Source organism: Flavobacterium quisquiliarum, assembly GCF_019308285.1.
Taxonomy (GTDB): domain Bacteria; phylum Bacteroidota; class Bacteroidia; order Flavobacteriales; family Flavobacteriaceae; genus Flavobacterium; species Flavobacterium quisquiliarum.
Window position 1 is genome coordinate 96,782 of sequence record NZ_WWEM01000025.1, and the last position, 16,794, is coordinate 113,575.

General features: G+C 34.1%; 13 protein-coding genes. 12 read left to right on the forward strand and 1 reads right to left on the reverse strand.

What is annotated here, in order from left to right:
- Positions 1-64: 64 nt before the first annotated feature.
- The 7 genes from nadC to priA all read left to right on the forward strand — a co-directional run bounded on the left by nadC (position 65) and on the right by priA (position 6,303).
- On the forward strand, positions 65-922 hold the full coding sequence (gene nadC, locus GSY47_RS11810; RefSeq protein WP_109192846.1) for a carboxylating nicotinate-nucleotide diphosphorylase: 858 nt from the start codon (positions 65-67) through the stop codon (positions 920-922).
- Between the two features lie 85 nt (positions 923-1,007).
- A complete protein-coding gene (locus GSY47_RS11815; RefSeq protein ID WP_179003340.1) occupies positions 1,008-1,931 on the forward strand; it encodes a YihY/virulence factor BrkB family protein in 924 nt (307 codons plus the stop codon).
- Position 1,932: 1 nt separating this feature from the next.
- On the forward strand, positions 1,933-2,361 hold the full coding sequence (locus GSY47_RS11820; RefSeq protein ID WP_179003341.1) for a DUF2147 domain-containing protein: 429 nt from the start codon (positions 1,933-1,935) through the stop codon (positions 2,359-2,361).
- Between the two features lie 13 nt (positions 2,362-2,374).
- Positions 2,375-3,118: a subclass B1 metallo-beta-lactamase gene (bla-B1-FLAV, locus tag GSY47_RS11825; protein WP_179003342.1), complete on the forward strand. Its 744-nt coding sequence runs from the start codon at positions 2,375-2,377 to the stop codon at positions 3,116-3,118.
- 73 nt (positions 3,119-3,191) lie between these two features.
- Positions 3,192-3,491: a nucleotidyltransferase family protein gene (locus tag GSY47_RS11830; RefSeq protein WP_179003343.1), complete on the forward strand. Its 300-nt coding sequence runs from the start codon at positions 3,192-3,194 to the stop codon at positions 3,489-3,491.
- Positions 3,484-3,819, forward strand: coding sequence for a HepT-like ribonuclease domain-containing protein (locus GSY47_RS11835; RefSeq protein ID WP_179003344.1), 336 nt, complete (start codon positions 3,484-3,486; stop codon positions 3,817-3,819). Before GSY47_RS11830 ends, GSY47_RS11835 begins: the two co-directional genes overlap by 8 nt.
- Before the next feature lie 33 nt (positions 3,820-3,852).
- Positions 3,853-6,303 carry a replication restart helicase PriA gene (priA, locus tag GSY47_RS11840; protein WP_179003345.1) on the forward strand — a complete coding sequence of 817 codons (2,451 nt, stop codon included), beginning with the start codon at positions 3,853-3,855 and terminating at the stop codon, positions 6,301-6,303.
- 6 nt (positions 6,304-6,309) lie between these two features.
- On the opposite strand, the gene GSY47_RS11845 is transcribed toward priA, so the two are convergent.
- A complete protein-coding gene (locus GSY47_RS11845; RefSeq protein WP_091497027.1) occupies positions 6,310-7,008 on the reverse strand; it encodes a LytR/AlgR family response regulator transcription factor in 699 nt (232 codons plus the stop codon).
- Positions 7,009-7,186: 178 nt separating this feature from the next.
- Here GSY47_RS11845 and rpsF point away from each other — a divergent pair, with 178 nt between their 5' ends.
- The 5 genes from rpsF to GSY47_RS11870 all read left to right on the forward strand — a co-directional run.
- The gene (gene rpsF / locus GSY47_RS11850) at positions 7,187-7,528 is read left to right on the forward strand and encodes a 30S ribosomal protein S6 (protein ID WP_026729424.1); all 342 of its coding nucleotides are present in this window, start codon (positions 7,187-7,189) and stop codon (positions 7,526-7,528) included.
- A 5-nt stretch (positions 7,529-7,533) separates the two neighbouring features.
- Complete coding sequence (gene rpsR / locus GSY47_RS11855; protein ID WP_002987043.1) at positions 7,534-7,830, forward strand: 30S ribosomal protein S18; 297 nt, start codon at positions 7,534-7,536, stop codon at positions 7,828-7,830.
- A 64-nt stretch (positions 7,831-7,894) separates the two neighbouring features.
- Entirely contained in the window at positions 7,895-8,335 is a 441-nt protein-coding gene (gene rplI / locus GSY47_RS11860; RefSeq protein WP_179003346.1) for a 50S ribosomal protein L9, read from the forward strand.
- 132 nt (positions 8,336-8,467) lie between these two features.
- Positions 8,468-8,941, forward strand: a complete 474-nt coding sequence (locus GSY47_RS11865) for a DUF6495 family protein (protein ID WP_179003347.1) — start codon at positions 8,468-8,470, stop codon at positions 8,939-8,941.
- Between the two features lie 1,116 nt (positions 8,942-10,057).
- The coding region (locus GSY47_RS11870) for an Ig-like domain-containing protein (RefSeq protein ID WP_455429032.1) at positions 10,058-16,794 on the forward strand (6,737 nt) is incomplete at its 3' end.

The following is a 16,794-nucleotide window of genomic DNA, read 5'->3' on the forward strand; positions in this document are numbered from 1 at the left end:
GACAAAGTAAACTTTTAATTCCATAAAATAAGTTCTAATTTAGCGTATTATTAAAAACAAGAAAATGATAAGTAAAGTTCAGTTTCAATCAGAGTTACAGCTTTTGATAAGCAATGCCATTAGAGAAGATGTTGGTACAGGAGATTACAGTTCACTGGCCTGTATTCCTGATACTGCTCATGGTCAGGCAAAATTATTAGTAAAAGATCAGGGAATTATTGCTGGTGTTGAACTTGCTAAAATGATATTTGAATACGTAGATCCTAAGCTGAAGGTAAAAACGTATATCGAAGACGGAACCCATGTAGAATACGGAGAAGTAGTTTTTGAAGTTTCAGGAAGTTCGCAATCTATTTTAAAAGCCGAAAGAGTAGTTTTAAATACGATGCAGAGAATGTCGGCAATTGCTACTAAAACGAATCAATATGCACAGCTTTTAGAAGGAACCGGAGCTAAAATTCTGGACACTCGAAAAACAACACCCAATTTTAGAGTAGCGGAAAAATGGGCAGTAAAAATTGGTGGAGGAGAAAATCACCGTTTTGCCTTGTATGATATGGTAATGTTAAAAGACAATCATATTGATTTTGCTGGTGGCATTACTCGTGCTATTGCTAAAACAAAAGAATACTTAAAGGCAAATAATCTCGATTTAAAGATTATTGTAGAAGCTCGTAATTTGGATGAAATTAGAGAGATTTTACAAAGTGAAGGCGTGCACAGAATTTTAATTGACAACTTTAATTACGAAGACACCAAAGAAGCCGTAAAACTGATTGGATCCAAATGTCAGACAGAATCTTCTGGAAATATCAACGAAAAAACCATCCGCGAATATGCTTTGTGCGGTGTAAATTATATTTCGTCAGGAGCTTTAACGCATTCTGTTTACAACATGGATTTGAGTTTGAAAGCTTTTTAGGGAAGTTATGAGTTTTGAGTTATAAGTTATGAGTTAGTTTTTGGTAATCTAAAATCTAAACTCAACAATCTAAAATCAAAAAAATATGTCGCAAGAGATAGAAGCTCGGATTGAGAAATTGCCTGTAATACGGAATCTGGCCCGACTTTTAAAAAGAATAAAACTACCTTGGCTAGAAGGTTTTTCGCTGTATGATCTGCTTGAAATGTACACTTTAGGTATTCTTGAAGGGGCATTTTCTTATCATGCCAGTGCGGTTTCTTTTAGCTTTTTTATGGCTTTATTTCCTTTTGCGCTATTTATTCTGAACTTAATCCCATTTATTCCGATTGATAATTTTCAGGAAGATTTTCTGCAGTTTGTCCAGCAGAGTGTTCCTCCGAATACTTACGATGCTATTAGTAAAATCATCAGCGATATATTAAATAATAGTCACTCTGGCTTATTATCATCAGGTTTTTTGCTTTCTATTTTTTTGATGGCAAATGGTATTAACGGAATCTTAAGCGGTTTTGAATCTTCTAAACACGTTTTTGATAAAAGAGGTTTTTTTAGGCAATATTTGGTCGCTTTAGCTATTTCACTTGTTATGACCGTTATATTGTTTGTAACTGTAGCAACGATTGTAGTATTTGAGGTCTTTATCCAAAAAACAATTATTCAGGATGTGTTGAGCGATCGTATTCCGCTGATTATTTTAGGACGATATTTATTCGTTATTCTGATGATTTTGATAACATCTTCAATATTATTACGTTATGGTACAAAACAGTACAATAAAGTATCTTTTATAAGCATCGGTTCTGTTTTTACAACCATATTAATTGTTATATCTTCGTTCTTTTTTGGGATTTGGGTTATAAAATTTTCAAAATACAACGAACTTTATGGTTCAATTGGGACATTATTAATTCTAATGTTTTATATTTGGATAAACTGTATGATTCTGCTTTTAGGGTTCGAATTGAACGCTTCTATCAGAAAATTAAAACAAAAAAAAGAAAAATAATATGAAAAATTTGATGCTAACTATCGGAGTGTTCTTCTTTGCGCTGACCATGCAAAGCCAAGGTGTAATTGGAAAATGGAAAACTATTGATGATGAAACAGGAGAAGCTAAATCGGTTGTAGAAATTTACGAAAAATCAGGAAAAATATACGGGAAGATTGTAGATATACTTCGGGAGAACCATAAAAAAGATGTTTGTGTAAAGTGTGATGGTGCTGAAAAGAATAAACCGATTTTAGGAATGGTGATTATAAACGGACTTAAAAAAGATGGTTCAGAATATAATGGAGGAACAATTTTAGACCCGACAAGCGGTAAAAAATACAAATGTTATATCTCACTAGAATCTGCAGATAAATTAAAACTTCGCGGTTATGTGGGAATTTCTTTGATGGGAAGAACACAGTACTGGACACGAGTTAAAAATTAATCAGAAACAATAAATGCGAAAATTAGCTTCGATAATTTTATTCTTAGTCGCAGTTTCAAACAGCTTTGGACAATCTAAGAATTCGCCATTACAAATAAGTCATCTTACAGGTGACTTTTATGTTTATAGGACTTTTAATGATTATAAAGGAAACAAGATTTCTGCCAATGCTTTATATTTGGTAACAGATAAAGGCGTTGTGCTTTTTGACGCGCCTTGGGATAAAACACAGTTTCAGCCGTTACTGGATTCTATCAAAGCAAAACATAATAAAGATGTTGTTATGCTTTTTGCAACGCATTCTCATGAAGATCGTGCAGGAGGATTTGATTTCTACAAGAAAAAAGGAATCAAAACGTATTCAATAAAACTGACCGACGATATTCTGAAAAAAAGCAAAGAGCCAAGAGCAAAATTTATAATTCCGAATGACACAACATTTACAGTTGGTCAGCATAAATTTGAAGTTTATTATCCAGGAAAAGGTCACGCTCCAGACAATATTGTGGTTTGGTTTGATAAAGAAAAAGTACTTTATGGAGGCTGTTTTGTAAAAAGTGCCGATGCGCAGGATTTAGGTTATTTAGGTGATTCTGATGTAAAAGAATGGAAGAAATCTATTAGTAATATAAAAACTAAATTTAAAAATCCAAAGTTTATTATTCCTGGACATGATGATTGGAAGAATATTGAATCTCTAAACCATACTGGCAAATTGGTTAATGAGTATCTGGCTAAAAAATCTTCAGACAAATAGTTGTGAATAATAAGGATATTGGACAAATAGCTTAATTTGCTTATATTTGAGTCCAGTAAAAGATTGAAAAAAAATGAACTTTTTAGAAAATCACATATTAGATATTTCTAAGCTTTGTAAAATACACAAAGTAAAAGCGTTGTATGCTTTTGGTTCGGTTCTGAGGGAAGATTTTAATGATAAAAGTGATGTTGATTTGGTAGTTGATTTTAAAACCTTAGATGTTTTAGACTACGCAGATAATTATTTTGATTTTAAATTTTCATTAGAAGAAATTTTCAAAAGACCGATTGATTTATTAGAAGAAAAAGCTATTAAGAATCCTTACTTTAAAGAAAATCTGAATAAGCAAAAGCAATTAATTTATGGATAATGATATTAAAACATGGTTGTTTGATATTCTGAGTTCTATAGAAGAAATTGAAAGTTATTTTTCAGGATCAATGCAATTTCAGGATTATGAAGCAGACCTACGTACCAAACGTGCTGTAGAAAGAAATATTGAAATTATCGGGGAAGCGATGAACAGGATATTGAAAGTAAATGATGAAATTCAAATAACCGATTCCCGTAAAATTGTTGACGTAAGAAATAGAATTATTCATGGATACGATTCTGTATCTGATGCCGTAATTTGGGGTATTGTTATAAAACAAGTTCCCGTTCTTAAAAAAGAGGTTGAACAAATGCTTTCAGAATAACTTTGATTATTCAAAATCTTATAAAATTTCTACATGTTTTTTATCGAAGTTATTTTACCGCTTTCTTTAGCAAAAACGTTCACTTACCGTGTTTCTGAGGCCGAATTCCATTTTATTAAAAAAGGAATGCGCGTGGCAGTGCCTTTTGGTAAAAGCAAAATTTATACGGCACTTGTATTAGATGTGCATGAAAATGCGCCAACACTATATGAAGCCAAAGAAATTCATCAGATTTTAGACGAAAAACCAATCGCAACCGAAACTCAGATAAAACACTGGCTTTGGGTGGCGAATTATTATATGTGTGGTATTGGTGATGTGTATCGAGGTGCTTTTCCTAGCGGATTGTTGTTGGAAAGTGAAACAGTCGTTTCGCATAAACCAGATGTTTTGGTAAATGATTCTGAACTTTCAGATGATGAATTCCTGATTTATGAAGCACTCCAGCATCAAAGCTCGCTTACAGTTCATGAAATTGCTTCTATTTTAAATAAGAAAAATATACTTCCGGTTCTGCAGAAATTAATAGCAAGAGATATTATTTTTCTGGAAGAAGAAATCAAAGAAAGCTATAAGCCTAAGTTGGTTCGATATGTGAAATTACATTCTAAATACGAATTGGATAATGGACTGGCAGAATTACTTGAAACTTTAAAAAATGCCAATAAACAAAGAGAGATTGTTTTGGCTTATTTTCAGCTTAGTGCTTCAGAAAAGAAACCAATTACTGTTAAGAAATTGACTGAAGTTTCCGGATCAACTTCTACTGTTGTAAAAGCTTTAATAGAAAAGGAAATCTTTGAAGAATATTATTTGCAACAGGATCGTGTTTCATTTAATGGAGAAAAATCAGAAAAAGAACTTCAATTAAGTGAGGCGCAAGAGAAAGCTTTTCTGGAAATTAAAGAAAGTTTATCAGAGAAAGAAGTTTGTCTGTTGCATGGTGTTACTTCGAGCGGAAAAACAGAAATCTACATTAAGTTAATTGAAGAATATTTAGAAACAGGAAAACAAGTTTTATATCTGCTTCCGGAAATTGCTCTTACAACGCAATTGGTTTCGAGATTACGTCTGCATTTTGGAGATAAAGTGGCTGTTTTTCATTCCAAATACAGCAATAACGAAAGAGTTGAGGTTTGGAAACAGACACTCGAAAATTCCCCAAAGGCTCAGATTGTAATAGGAGCAAGGTCGGCTTTGTTTTTGCCTTTTAATGATTTAGGATTGTTGGTTATTGATGAAGAACATGAACAAACCTTTAAACAGACCGATCCTGCGCCAAGGTATCATGCGAGAGATTCTGCAATAGTTTTGGCTAATTTTCATAATGCCAAAGTATTATTAGGTTCTGCAACTCCAAGTATCGAAACCTATTTTAATACAAAGAGTGATAAATATGGTTTGGTTACCCTTTCAGAACGTTATAAAAATGTCCGCCTTCCTGAAATTATTTTAGTCGATTTAAAAGACAAGTATTTTAGAAAAAGAATGACTGGTCATTTTAGTGATGTTTTGACCGAAGAAATTGCTGAGGCTTTATCGTTGGGAGAGCAGGTAATTTTGTTTCAAAACAGAAGAGGATATTCTCCTGTAATAGAATGTATGACTTGTGGACATGTACCGCATTGTCAGCAGTGCGATGTGAGTTTAACTTATCACAAGAATAAAAATCAGCTAAGATGTCATTATTGTGGCTATTCGATTGCAAAACCAACCCATTGTCATAGCTGTTCGAGTATTGATTTGACGACTAAAGGTTTTGGAACAGAACAAATAGAACAGGAGTTGTCTTCCATTTTTCCAAAAGCAAAAATTGGAAGAATGGATCAGGATACCACTCGTGGTAAATTTGGATTTGAGAAAATTATCGATACCTTTAAAAATAGAGAGATTGATATTTTGGTTGGAACGCAGATGCTGGCCAAAGGTTTGGATTTTGATAATGTGAGTCTGGTTGGAATTATGAATGCAGACAATATGCTTCATCATCCGGATTTCAGAGCTTTTGAGCGTAGTTTCCAAATGATGACACAAGTTGCAGGAAGAGCAGGAAGATCTGAAAAACAAGGAAAAGTAGTGATTCAGACTTATAATCCAAATCATAATACAATTCAGCAAGTCACGAACCATAATTATATAGGTATGTATAAGGAGCAGTTATATGATCGACAGATCTACAAATATCCTCCTTATTTCAGAATTATAAAACTGACTTTGAAACATCGTGATTACGATAAACTTAAAGAAGGGGCAATGTGGCTGTATCAGGTTTTAAGTCAGAATCTAGGAATTCCTGTTTTGGGACCAGAAGAGCCTGCGATAAGCAGAATACGAAATGAGTATATCAGAACTATCTTAATTAAGATTCCACACAATCAGCATTTAGGGAATACAAAAAAAACTATTCAGAAAATGCTGAATAGTTTTGAAGCTGTGGCTCAATACAGAGCTATAAAAGTTGTTGTGAATGTCGATTTTTATTAGTCGTAATTAAGAAGGAGTAGAAAGTGCTTTTACTAAGTCTTCTTTTTTGTTACGGCTTAAAGGTATTTTTGTAATACCAATTTCAGCGAATTTACTATTAAAACGCTCTACCTTATCTATATTAATAATGTAAGATTTGTGAACACGAATGAATTTGTCTTTTGATAAATCATTTTCAAAAGATTTCATTGTAGAAAGAACCAGGTTGCTGTCATCTTCTGTTACTACTCTCACATAATCACCAAAAGCCTCAATCCATTTTATTTTTGAAGTGAAGATCTTAAGCTTTTTTAAATTACTTTTGATGAAGATATGTTCACCTTCTTCTTCTTTGACATCTTTTTTAAGTAAGTGCATGTCGATTGCTCTTTTAACCGAAGCATTAAAACGGTCAACAGCAATTGGTTTCTGCAGGTAATCAGTAGCATCGTAATCAAAAGCTTTTAAAGCGTATTCTGCTTTAGAAGTAATAAATATAATTTGTGGTTTTGATTTTAATCCGTCAAGGAAATCAAAACCATTGATAACAGGCATTTCTATATCAAGGAAAATTAGGTCAATATTATTCAGGGAGATACAACTTTTTGCTTCAATTGCATTCGAAAAGTCACCAATTAAATGCAAGCCTGGGTGATTATTAACCAATTTGGCAATAATTGTCCTCTGTATAGAACTATCATCTACAACAACACAATTTAGTTTCATAACATGTCAATTTAAAATAAATTCAGGATAGCAGTAGTAAATGTATTGTTTTTTTTGGAAAAAAAACTAAAATGAACGCATATTTTTTGCATTATGACGAATAAAAGAAAAAAAGTGTTGTTTATTTAAATTTAATGATTACTTTTGCACCCAATTTTAACAAATAAATATTGTATTTATGAATCATTATGAAACTGTTTTCATTTTAAATCCCGTTTTATCTGAGGTTCAGGTGAAGGAAACAGTAACGAAATTTGAAGAATTTCTTACTAGTAGAGGAGCTGAAATGGTATCGAAAGAGGATTGGGGTCTTAAAAAAATGGCTTACGAAATCCAAAACAAAAAAAGTGGTTTTTACCATTTATTCGAATTCAAAGTAGCTGGAGAAGTTCTTGTAGCTTTTGAAACTGAATTCAGACGTGACGAAAGAGTTATGCGTTTCTTAACTGTAAGTTTAGACAAGCACGCTATTTCATGGGCGGAAAGAAGAAGAGCTAAATTAAAATCTACTAAAGCGTAATTATTATGTCTACAATTGAGCAATCTGCAAAAGGAAAAAAAGACGGAGATATCAGATATTTAACGCCTTTAAACATTGAAACTAACAAAACTAAAAAGTATTGCCGTTTCAAAAAATCTGGAATCAAATACATCGATTATAAAGATGCTGATTTCTTATTGAAATTCGTAAATGAGCAAGGGAAAATTCTTCCTCGTCGTTTAACTGGAACTTCATTAAAATACCAAAGAAAAGTTTCTGTAGCTGTAAAAAGAGCTCGTCACTTAGCTTTAATGCCATACGTGGCCGATTTATTAAAATAATTAAAAACTCTAGTCGCTGGTTTCTAATAATAGAACCTAACTTCTAAAATATAAGGACAACAACATGGAACTTATTTTAAAACAAGACGTACAAAACTTAGGATTTAAAGATGATGTAGTATCTGTAAAACCTGGTTACGGTCGTAACTTTTTAATTCCTCAAGGATTTGCAGTTTTAGCAACTCCTTCTGCTAAAAAAGTTTTAGCTGAAAACCTAAAACAAAGAGCGCATAAAGAAGCTAAAATTGTTGCTGATGCTAAAGCATTAGCCGAAACATTAAAAGCTCTTGAAATTAAACTTAGCGCAAAAGCTGGTGGAGAGAAACTTTTTGGTTCTATCACTAATATTGATATCGCTGAAGCTTTAGAGAAATCTGGAAATGCTATCGATAGAAAATTCATCACTAGCGGTATTGTTAAACGTACTGGAAAATACAATGCAAGCATCCGTTTACACAGAGATGTAATCGTTGAATTACCATACGAAATCGTTGCTGAAAAATAATATTTTTATTTACGATATAAGAATCCCGATGAAAATCGGGATTTTTTTGTTTTATGAATTTAATAATAAACTTAAATTATCAACGTAAACTTTACTTGTGGTTTATAATTTAAGAAATGATGCTTAGAATAGATGAAATACGCAAGATTAACAAAAGAACAGTTTGATGAATTACACGCTGAATTCGCAAGTTTTTTGGCTACACAGGCAATTGATAGAAAAGAGTGGGAAGAACTTAAAGAAAATAGACCAGAAGTCGCAGAACAGGAGCTGGATGTATTCTCGGATTTAATTTGGGAAGGAGTATTGTCCAGAGCGGAGTATTTGGAACATTTTTCGAAGAATCACATCTTTTTGTTTCACTGTTTTGATACCTACATACAATCAATCGTTTTAAAATCTCTTTCTGCTGAAACTGATTTTTTAACTAAAGAGGGGCTTCAATGGTTAAGTGATAATATGTTTACGGATAATATTGAAATGAAAGTAGGGAAAAAAGTGTTTACTGAAGAGCGTAACATTTCGATTTTTGAATTGATAAAACAAGGTGCTTTTTTAAGCGATGGGCAGTTGTTTAATCAAATTAATACTATTATTGAGTCATAATTAGGTTTATCTCTTTTTTTGAAAGGCAAACAATTGAATATTAATTGTTTGCCTTTTTTGTTGTTTTTTAACTTTTGTTTAAGTTTCTTTTGATTTTCTTCTAGGTATTTCTACGTGTTTTCCTTTAATTTTTCAAAGTTTTAGCATATTAATTTCGGAAGTGCTTTTTTTTGATGTATTTGGTCTGAATTACGGATAGTTTTGTCGATAAAATTTTAATTAATGTAGGAATATACTTTATTTTTAATATTTAACACTTTTTGTTGAACTTTTATTTAAGAAAATTTTTACCGCTTAATTTTGTTAAAATAGTAGGTTTTTCTGATGTTTTCGAGGCTTGTTAAAATTTGGTTTTGGATTTAAGAGAAAAATTATAGGAATTTTATCCTTGTTTTCTGTTTTGGATTTTTTTAATTTTAATATAGAAAAGTTAAACAAAGTTTTGTTTGTACTTTTTTCCAAAACCAAATTATAACCTAAAAAAACTGCGTATGGAATTGACAATTACTTTATTTATCAATTTTATCTTAGCTTTATTTTTTATTCTATTAAGCTTAATTCATCTCAATGATGGATATAATCGTTTTTCGATTTCTAAATCTGTTTTATTACCCAAAGTTTTATTTTTCAAATTACTGGTTTTTATAAATTATGCTCGGCATATTTATGAAAAACAGCAAAATTGTTTGTGCTGATATAAACGAGTTCAAATCTTAAGATTTATTCTTGAGTGATTTTGAGAAAGACTAATCAACTTTCTTTAAAAATTGAACCTAACTATATAAAAGAGAATTTTCCCCAATTCTACGTCAACTAAAAATTTTCATTATGAAAATTAGACCTGCAACAAATCACTCCTCTGAGAAAATTGACTACAATCAATTTTTCTCGCAAATGACAGAACTTTTTTTACCTCAGAGAGGTAAGGTTTGTTCTCTGGCATATTTAGGTATGCCTAATTCAACATAATTTTTTTAATGAAACTAAATTTAGACCTTATAGAAGGTTTTAAGTTTTTGTTTTAACTGTTTGATTTTTAATTGATTGTTTAATTGCGTAGGTGCTTGCACTTACTGCAAGAGGTGTTTTATTGTCCATTTTCTAATCTTCCAAATTATGAAAAAAAACTTTACTTTTTTTGATCTCATACGCTATAAGAGATCATTAGGACTTTTGTTTTTATTACTTCTTTGTAATAAAAATTTTGCTCAAACCTTTTGCCGACCAGTGTCCAATACTAATAGTATTGGTGGTTTGGCATGTGTAGGTGCTACCTTGACTAGCCCAACGGCAGCTTATGACAATGATCCTAGTTTAACTACTTATACCTCTTTGAATACTCTTGTAGGGGTATTGTGTACGGTAGAAGAAACTATGACCTTTGGACAGACAGCACAAGCTGGTGATCAGGTGGTAATGTACATTGGCAGCGGTTCAGGTTTGCTTAGTTTGTCATTATTGTCGACGGCAAATTTGCAGGCAAAACTCAATGGAGCCAATGTAGGCTCGAGTGTGGCGGTCAATAGTCCGTTACTTAATTTATCGTTACTTCCAGGTAATACGATTGGGGTCATTAGATTGACACTAACAGGTCCAGCCAATCAAATTCAGTTTAATTTGGGAGGTGCTGTTACGGCACTTACTGAATTTAGAATTTACGATGTCAGATTAGAGTTTGCAAAACCAACTGTAACAGGTGGTTTAACTCAAACAGTTTGTTCTGGAAGTACAGCTACTTTAACTGCAGTACCTTCAGCAGGTACTTCATTAGCTTGGTATAGTTCTGCGACTTCTACAACAGCTTTAGCGACAGGGAATACTTATACCACTTCTGCTTTAACTGCGAATACTACTTATTATATAGGTGTTACTCGTGCAGCAGGTTGCGAAAGTAACGAAAGGGTTCCTGTAGTATTAAATGTTTCCAATCCGGTGGCACCGGCAATTAGCAATACTGGGCTTACGGTTTGTTCTACTGGAGCAACGCAGCAAACGACTCTGTCTGTTTTAAATCCAGTACCAGGAACTACTTATTCATGGTACGCTTCAGCAACATCAACTACTGCTTTAGCAACAGGTACCACTTATTCGCCAACAGTTCCTTTAGGAACTACTCCATTTTTTGTAGAAGCTTCTATAGGAAGTTGTGTCAGTAATAGAATCCAAACAAATGTTATTTCTACAGCTGTTCCTGCAAATCCAACAGTTTTAACTCAAAGTGTTACAATTCAATCAGGTCAGAATGCAACGCTGAATGCTTCTACTTCTGAGGCAGGGGTACAATTAAATTGGTATGAAAGCGCTACAGGAGGTTCACCAGTTGCGACCAATACAAATACTTTCATTACTCCAATTTTAACAGCTACAAAAACTTACTATGTTGAAGCGCAAAGTCCAAATGGAAGTTGTCCAAGTGTAGCGAGAATTCCAGTAATTGTTACAGTTCAACCAGCGTCTTTAGTAGGTTGTCTTGAAGCAGGCAGTCAAGCCATAGTTCAAAATGGTTTATGTTTATTATGTAGTTCTGCAAATCCAAATAATTCTGTGGATGGAAATACTGCAACAGCGACGCAATTATCTGTACCAGTTGGATTAATCAATGGATGGATTCAACAGACAGTACAATTTGCAAATCCGGGTAAAGCTGGTGATATTGTAGATGTTGATTTAGAATTACCGGGTGGTTTAGCAGACTTATCATTATTAGGAGCTGTAAGTTTAGCTACTTATAATGGAGCCACATATAATAATGACAGAGTTGCAGTTAATAATCCATTAATTACTTTGCAATTATTATCAGGTAATCGTTTTAGAGCTAGTGTTGTTGCTGGTGCTAACTTTGATCGTGTAGAAATTCGATTAGGGGGTTTAGCAACAGTATTGACTACTGTAAATATTTATCAGGCTACATATAGATATAAAGCTCCAATAATAACTGGAAACACAACGGTTTGTAGCGGACAAACTACTACATTAACAGCATCTTTAGCTGTTGGTGAAACTGTTAATTGGTACAGTGCAGCGACTGGTGGAGCTTCATTGGCTTCTACTGCAGCATTTACTACGCCAGTTTTAACGGTTCCAACTACATATTATGTTCAAGTAACAAGAAATGGTTGTGTAAATAGTGAGAGAAATCCAGTTCAGGTTTTATTGAATGTTCCTTTAAATCCTTTAGTTACTGCTTCTCCAACGACAATTTGCAGCGGACAATCAACAACTTTAACTGTTCAGGTACCGGTTGCGGGAACAACATATAATTGGTATGATGCGGCAACAGGTGGCAATTTAGTGTTTACAGGTAATTCATTTACAACACCTGCTTTAGCAGTAAATACGGATTATTTCGTAGAAGCCGCTATTGGAGATTGTGTATCATTAACCCGTACTCCAGTCAATTTAATTGTTAGCCCAGTACCGGCAACACCAACTTTTGCCTCATCGGATGTAATTATTCATTCTGGACAAACAATTACATTGGCGGTACAAAACCCAGAAATTGGTGTTCGATACAATTGGTATGATGTGCCGACAGGTGGTAACTCAATAGCTTTTAATGCAACAAGTTATACTCCTAACCCAGCATTAACCGCAAATAAAACTTATTATGTTGAGGCTGTAAATGCAGCAACAGATTGTGCTAATTCTGTAAGAGGTGTAATTAATGTTACTGTAATAGCGAATGCAAGTACATGCTTACAAGCAGGAACAGAAACAACGTCTATAGATCCAACGTTCCCTCTTTCATTATGTGTAGGATGTAATGTTCAAAATCCAAACCGAGCTGTGGATGGTGATATTAATACATATTCCCAATTTTCTGTGCCAGTTGGACTTGGAGGTTATTTACAACAACAATTAATTTTTGCTAATCCTGGACAAGCGGGAGATATCATTGATGTAGATCTTGAAATTCCAGGTGGGATTGCAGATATTAATGCTTTATCTTTTATCAGTCTAGCAACATATAGTAATAATGGAGCAACCTATAATAATGATAGAGTAGCAATTAATAACAACATATTAGGTATTCAGTTATTATCTGGAGATAAATTTAAAGTTAGTTTTACAGCTACAGCTCCGTTTGATAGAATTGAAGTTAGATTCAATGCAGGACTTTCACTTTTAACTAATCTTTATGTTTATCAGGCTTCTTATAGATTTCCAAATGCGAATGTTACAGGGGCAGCAAATCCAATTTGTGTTGGCCAGAGCGCTACCTTAACTCCAGTTTCTACAGGAGGGGAAACTTTTACTTGGTATAGTGTTCCTACAGGAGGAACTGCAATAACGCCGACACCTGGAGGTGTTTTAACAACGCCGACTTTATCCGCTACAACAACCTACTATTTACAAGGGACACGTTTAGGCTGTGATAATAGTTTACGCCAAGGAGTGACAGTAACGGTGTTAACAATTCCTACTGATGCCGACATAGCGGTTACAACTCCTATTGAAGCGACTTGTGCAGGAGGAGCAGTTATAGCACCTTCAACAACTATTGCAGGAGCTCAATTTAGATATTATACAGCTCAAGATAAAGTAACAGAAATTGTAGATGGAAGTACAATTGGAACTGCTTCATTTACAAAAGATCCAGTAACAGGTGCACTTACAATTACAGGACTTACGGCAGGAACTTATAATTATTATATTTCTATTTTAAATGGTGGCACTTGTGAAAATCTCAATAACACATTAAAACAAGTTACGGTTAATTTTCCTTCGACTACACCTTTAACGGTAATTACTGCTCCATTGGTAGCTTGTGGAAGTGCCAATTTAAGAAATGGAATTACGAATTTTGATTCTACTGGAAGTACAATATATACGTTTTACGATTCTTCAAATAATATTATAACAGCAGATGCTGCTTCTAATATTACTGTAAGTGGAACTTACTCAGTAGAGGCTCAAAATAATACAACTACTTGTCCATCTGCTAGACAATCAATAACAGTAACAATTAATGCGTTGCCAAGCTTGGTGATAACAAATCCGCAAGAATCAGTAAATGTTGGATCAAATGTCACTTTAATGGCTGTTTCAACTGGAACTGTTTCTTGGTATGGTCCGCAAGGAAATCTTTTGCCAAGCGGAACAACAGGCGTTTTAAATACTCCAGGAGTATATACTTACACGGCGGTAGCCAGTGATGGAACTTGTACTGCGACAGCAACGAAAATAATCAATGTAATCGATCTTACAAGCTGTCAAACATTAGCAGAAAGAGTTTACGCAACAGGACAGTCAGCAGGTTCAATTATTACTGGAGGAGTTACAAATGGAGGAAATGCTATTGATGGTAATCCTCAAACATTTTCAACAATTACTACAGGTTTAGGACTTTTAGGAGTAGGAACTACTTGGCAGAATTTAACATGGCCAACAACTATCGCAAAAGGAACTCCAGTTACTGTAAAATTAGGTTCAGAATATAGTTTATTAGCTGTAGGACAGAATTTATCAGTGATAGGAACTTTAAATGGTACCGATATTGGTGCTATGCAATCGGTATCTGGTTCATTATTAAACTTGATATCCGGTGATAATACATACGAATTTACTTTTGTACCTTCAAACGCTGCAGGGCCTCAGGATTATAATGGTATTCGTATTCAGTCTGCTTCAGTCTTAAGTGTTGCTCAAAATACAAAAGTATTTGACGCACATTATAACAGACCAGTTGCATCAGTAACCTGTACACCGGGAGATATTCAGGATATTTTTTATGGTGCAACAGATATAAATCTTCCTGTGGGCGCGGCAACTGCTTTGATAGGAGTAAGTGATGCTTGGAATGTTGCTGATAATGACGTAACAACTTTTGCTACAATGTATAGTGGAGTTGGAGTTGCGGCAGCAGCAGATTTAACGGTGCAATTTAAAACGCCTTCGGTTCTTAGTGATACTTTAAGAATTGTGGTTTCAAAACCAGGAACTCTTTTAAGTGTTAATCTGCTTACAGGATTTACAATTCAGCGCTATTTAGGAAATGTGGCAGTAGGTGCTCCGATTCAAAATACTAGTCAATTATTAAGTATAAAGTTACTACCAGGAAATTCTTTAGCAATGGTACTAGTATCTTCACCAACAGAAATTTACGATAGAGTAAGAATTCGTTTAGGAGGGGTTGCTGGAGTATTAGATTTCTTAAGAGTTCATACAGTAGAAAGAACAGCTAATACAACTGTTATAGGAGCAGATCCTCAGAACAAAATTACAGTCTGTCCAGGAACGGATATAACGCTTCAGATTCCAGAAGAAGCTTGTTCAACTTACATTTGGTATGATGCAGAAACAGGAGGTAATCCTTTAGCAACTGGTATTAAATACACTGTACCAGCAAATTTAACTGCAGGTATTTATAAATATTATGTTCAGCCAGTACGTTACGGATGTGAAACTTTTGCTAGAGGAGAGGTAACTGTTGAGGTAAAAGCTTCAGCTCCAATAAATGCTTTAACAGACATTACTTTAAATGGTGGAACAACAACTTCGATTTGTTCGACTTCAGGTACGGTAACTTTGGCAACTGGTTTAAGTGGAACACCAGTTTTAACAAATCCAGTTTACCATTGGTATAGTTTAAATGGAACAACTCATCAGTTAATTCCAGGTGAAACAACAGCACAATTAGTCATAAACGGATTAACACCTGGAACTTATACCTATTATGTTGGGGTGAGTTCAGATCAATATTGTGAAACAACAGAAGCAAATCGCAAACAAATTACGTTTACAATTTTGCCTTCTTCAACTGCAAATGATATTTTAGTAGATGATTTAGTAAGCTGTCATAGTGTGCCAGCTTTATTAACACCAACTGCACCAATGTTGACTGCTCCAGTATTTACATGGTATTTGGATGCAAATAAAACACAGCCAATTACAAATGGGGCTATAATAAATAATGTAACCTATGCAATAGATGCGGCTGGTATATTAACTGCAACAGGATTAACAAAAGCGATGAGTCCGATTACTTATTATGTAGCTGTTGCGAGCACTAATACTTGTGAAAATCTTGCAGGAACATTACAAGATGCAGTAATTATAATTAGTGATCCAGATACGCCAACTTTAGTGACACCTGGAACTCAAAATTTCTGTTCAGAAGATGCACCAACATTTGAAAGCATCCAAGTTAATGGAGCAAATATTATCTGGTACACTGCAGAAACGGGTGGTACAGTAATTCCAGTAACAACTGCACTTACGAGTGGTGTTTATTACGCAGTATCAAGAGATTTAGGTACTGGTTGTGAAAGTTCAGAAAAACTAGAGGTAACAGTTAATGTGAATGATCCAGGCACACCGACATTGGTAACAGCAGGAACTCAGAACTTCTGTTTGGTAAATGCACCAACATTTGCAAGTATTCAAACTAACGAAAGTAATATTGTCTGGTATACAGCTTTAACTGGAGGAACATTGATTCCATCAACAACTGTGTTGACAACAGGACAGTATTTTGCAGCAATTTCAGATCCAACAACAGGCTGTGAGAGCGCTTCAAGATTAACAGTAGATGTAATTGTAAATGATCCTGGAACACCAACATTGGTAACAGCAGGAACACAAACTTTCTGTTTAGAAGATGCACCAACATTTGCAAGCATTCAGACTAACGAGAGCAATATTGTCTGGTATACAGCTTTAACAGGTGGAACATTGATTCCATCAACTACAGCATTGACAACAGGACAGTATTTCGCAGCAATCTCAGATCCTGCAACAGGTTGTGAGAGTGCTTCAAGATTGACAGTTGATGTAACTGTAAACGATCCTGGAACACCGACATTGGTAACAGCAGGAACTCAAAACTTCTGTTTGGTAAATGCACCAACATT

Coding starts and splice junctions, on each gene's coding strand:
- bla-B1-FLAV (WP_179003342.1), top strand. CDS start 2,375: ATGCGAAAATTAGCTTCGATAATTTTATTCTTAGTCGCAGTTTCAAAC.
- priA (WP_179003345.1), top strand. CDS start 3,853: ATGTTTTTTATCGAAGTTATTTTACCGCTTTCTTTAGCAAAAACGTTC.
- GSY47_RS11815 (WP_179003340.1), top strand. CDS start 1,008: ATGTCGCAAGAGATAGAAGCTCGGATTGAGAAATTGCCTGTAATACGG.
- GSY47_RS11830 (WP_179003343.1), top strand. CDS start 3,192: ATGAACTTTTTAGAAAATCACATATTAGATATTTCTAAGCTTTGTAAA.
- GSY47_RS11865 (WP_179003347.1), top strand. CDS start 8,468: ATGAAATACGCAAGATTAACAAAAGAACAGTTTGATGAATTACACGCT.
- rpsR (WP_002987043.1), top strand. CDS start 7,534: ATGTCTACAATTGAGCAATCTGCAAAAGGAAAAAAAGACGGAGATATC.
- GSY47_RS11835 (WP_179003344.1), top strand. CDS start 3,484: ATGGATAATGATATTAAAACATGGTTGTTTGATATTCTGAGTTCTATA.
- rplI (WP_179003346.1), top strand. CDS start 7,895: ATGGAACTTATTTTAAAACAAGACGTACAAAACTTAGGATTTAAAGAT.
- GSY47_RS11820 (WP_179003341.1), top strand. CDS start 1,933: ATGAAAAATTTGATGCTAACTATCGGAGTGTTCTTCTTTGCGCTGACC.
- nadC (WP_109192846.1), top strand. CDS start 65: ATGATAAGTAAAGTTCAGTTTCAATCAGAGTTACAGCTTTTGATAAGC.
- rpsF (WP_026729424.1), top strand. CDS start 7,187: ATGAATCATTATGAAACTGTTTTCATTTTAAATCCCGTTTTATCTGAG.
- GSY47_RS11845 (WP_091497027.1), bottom strand. CDS start 7,008: ATGAAACTAAATTGTGTTGTTGTAGATGATAGTTCTATACAGAGGACA.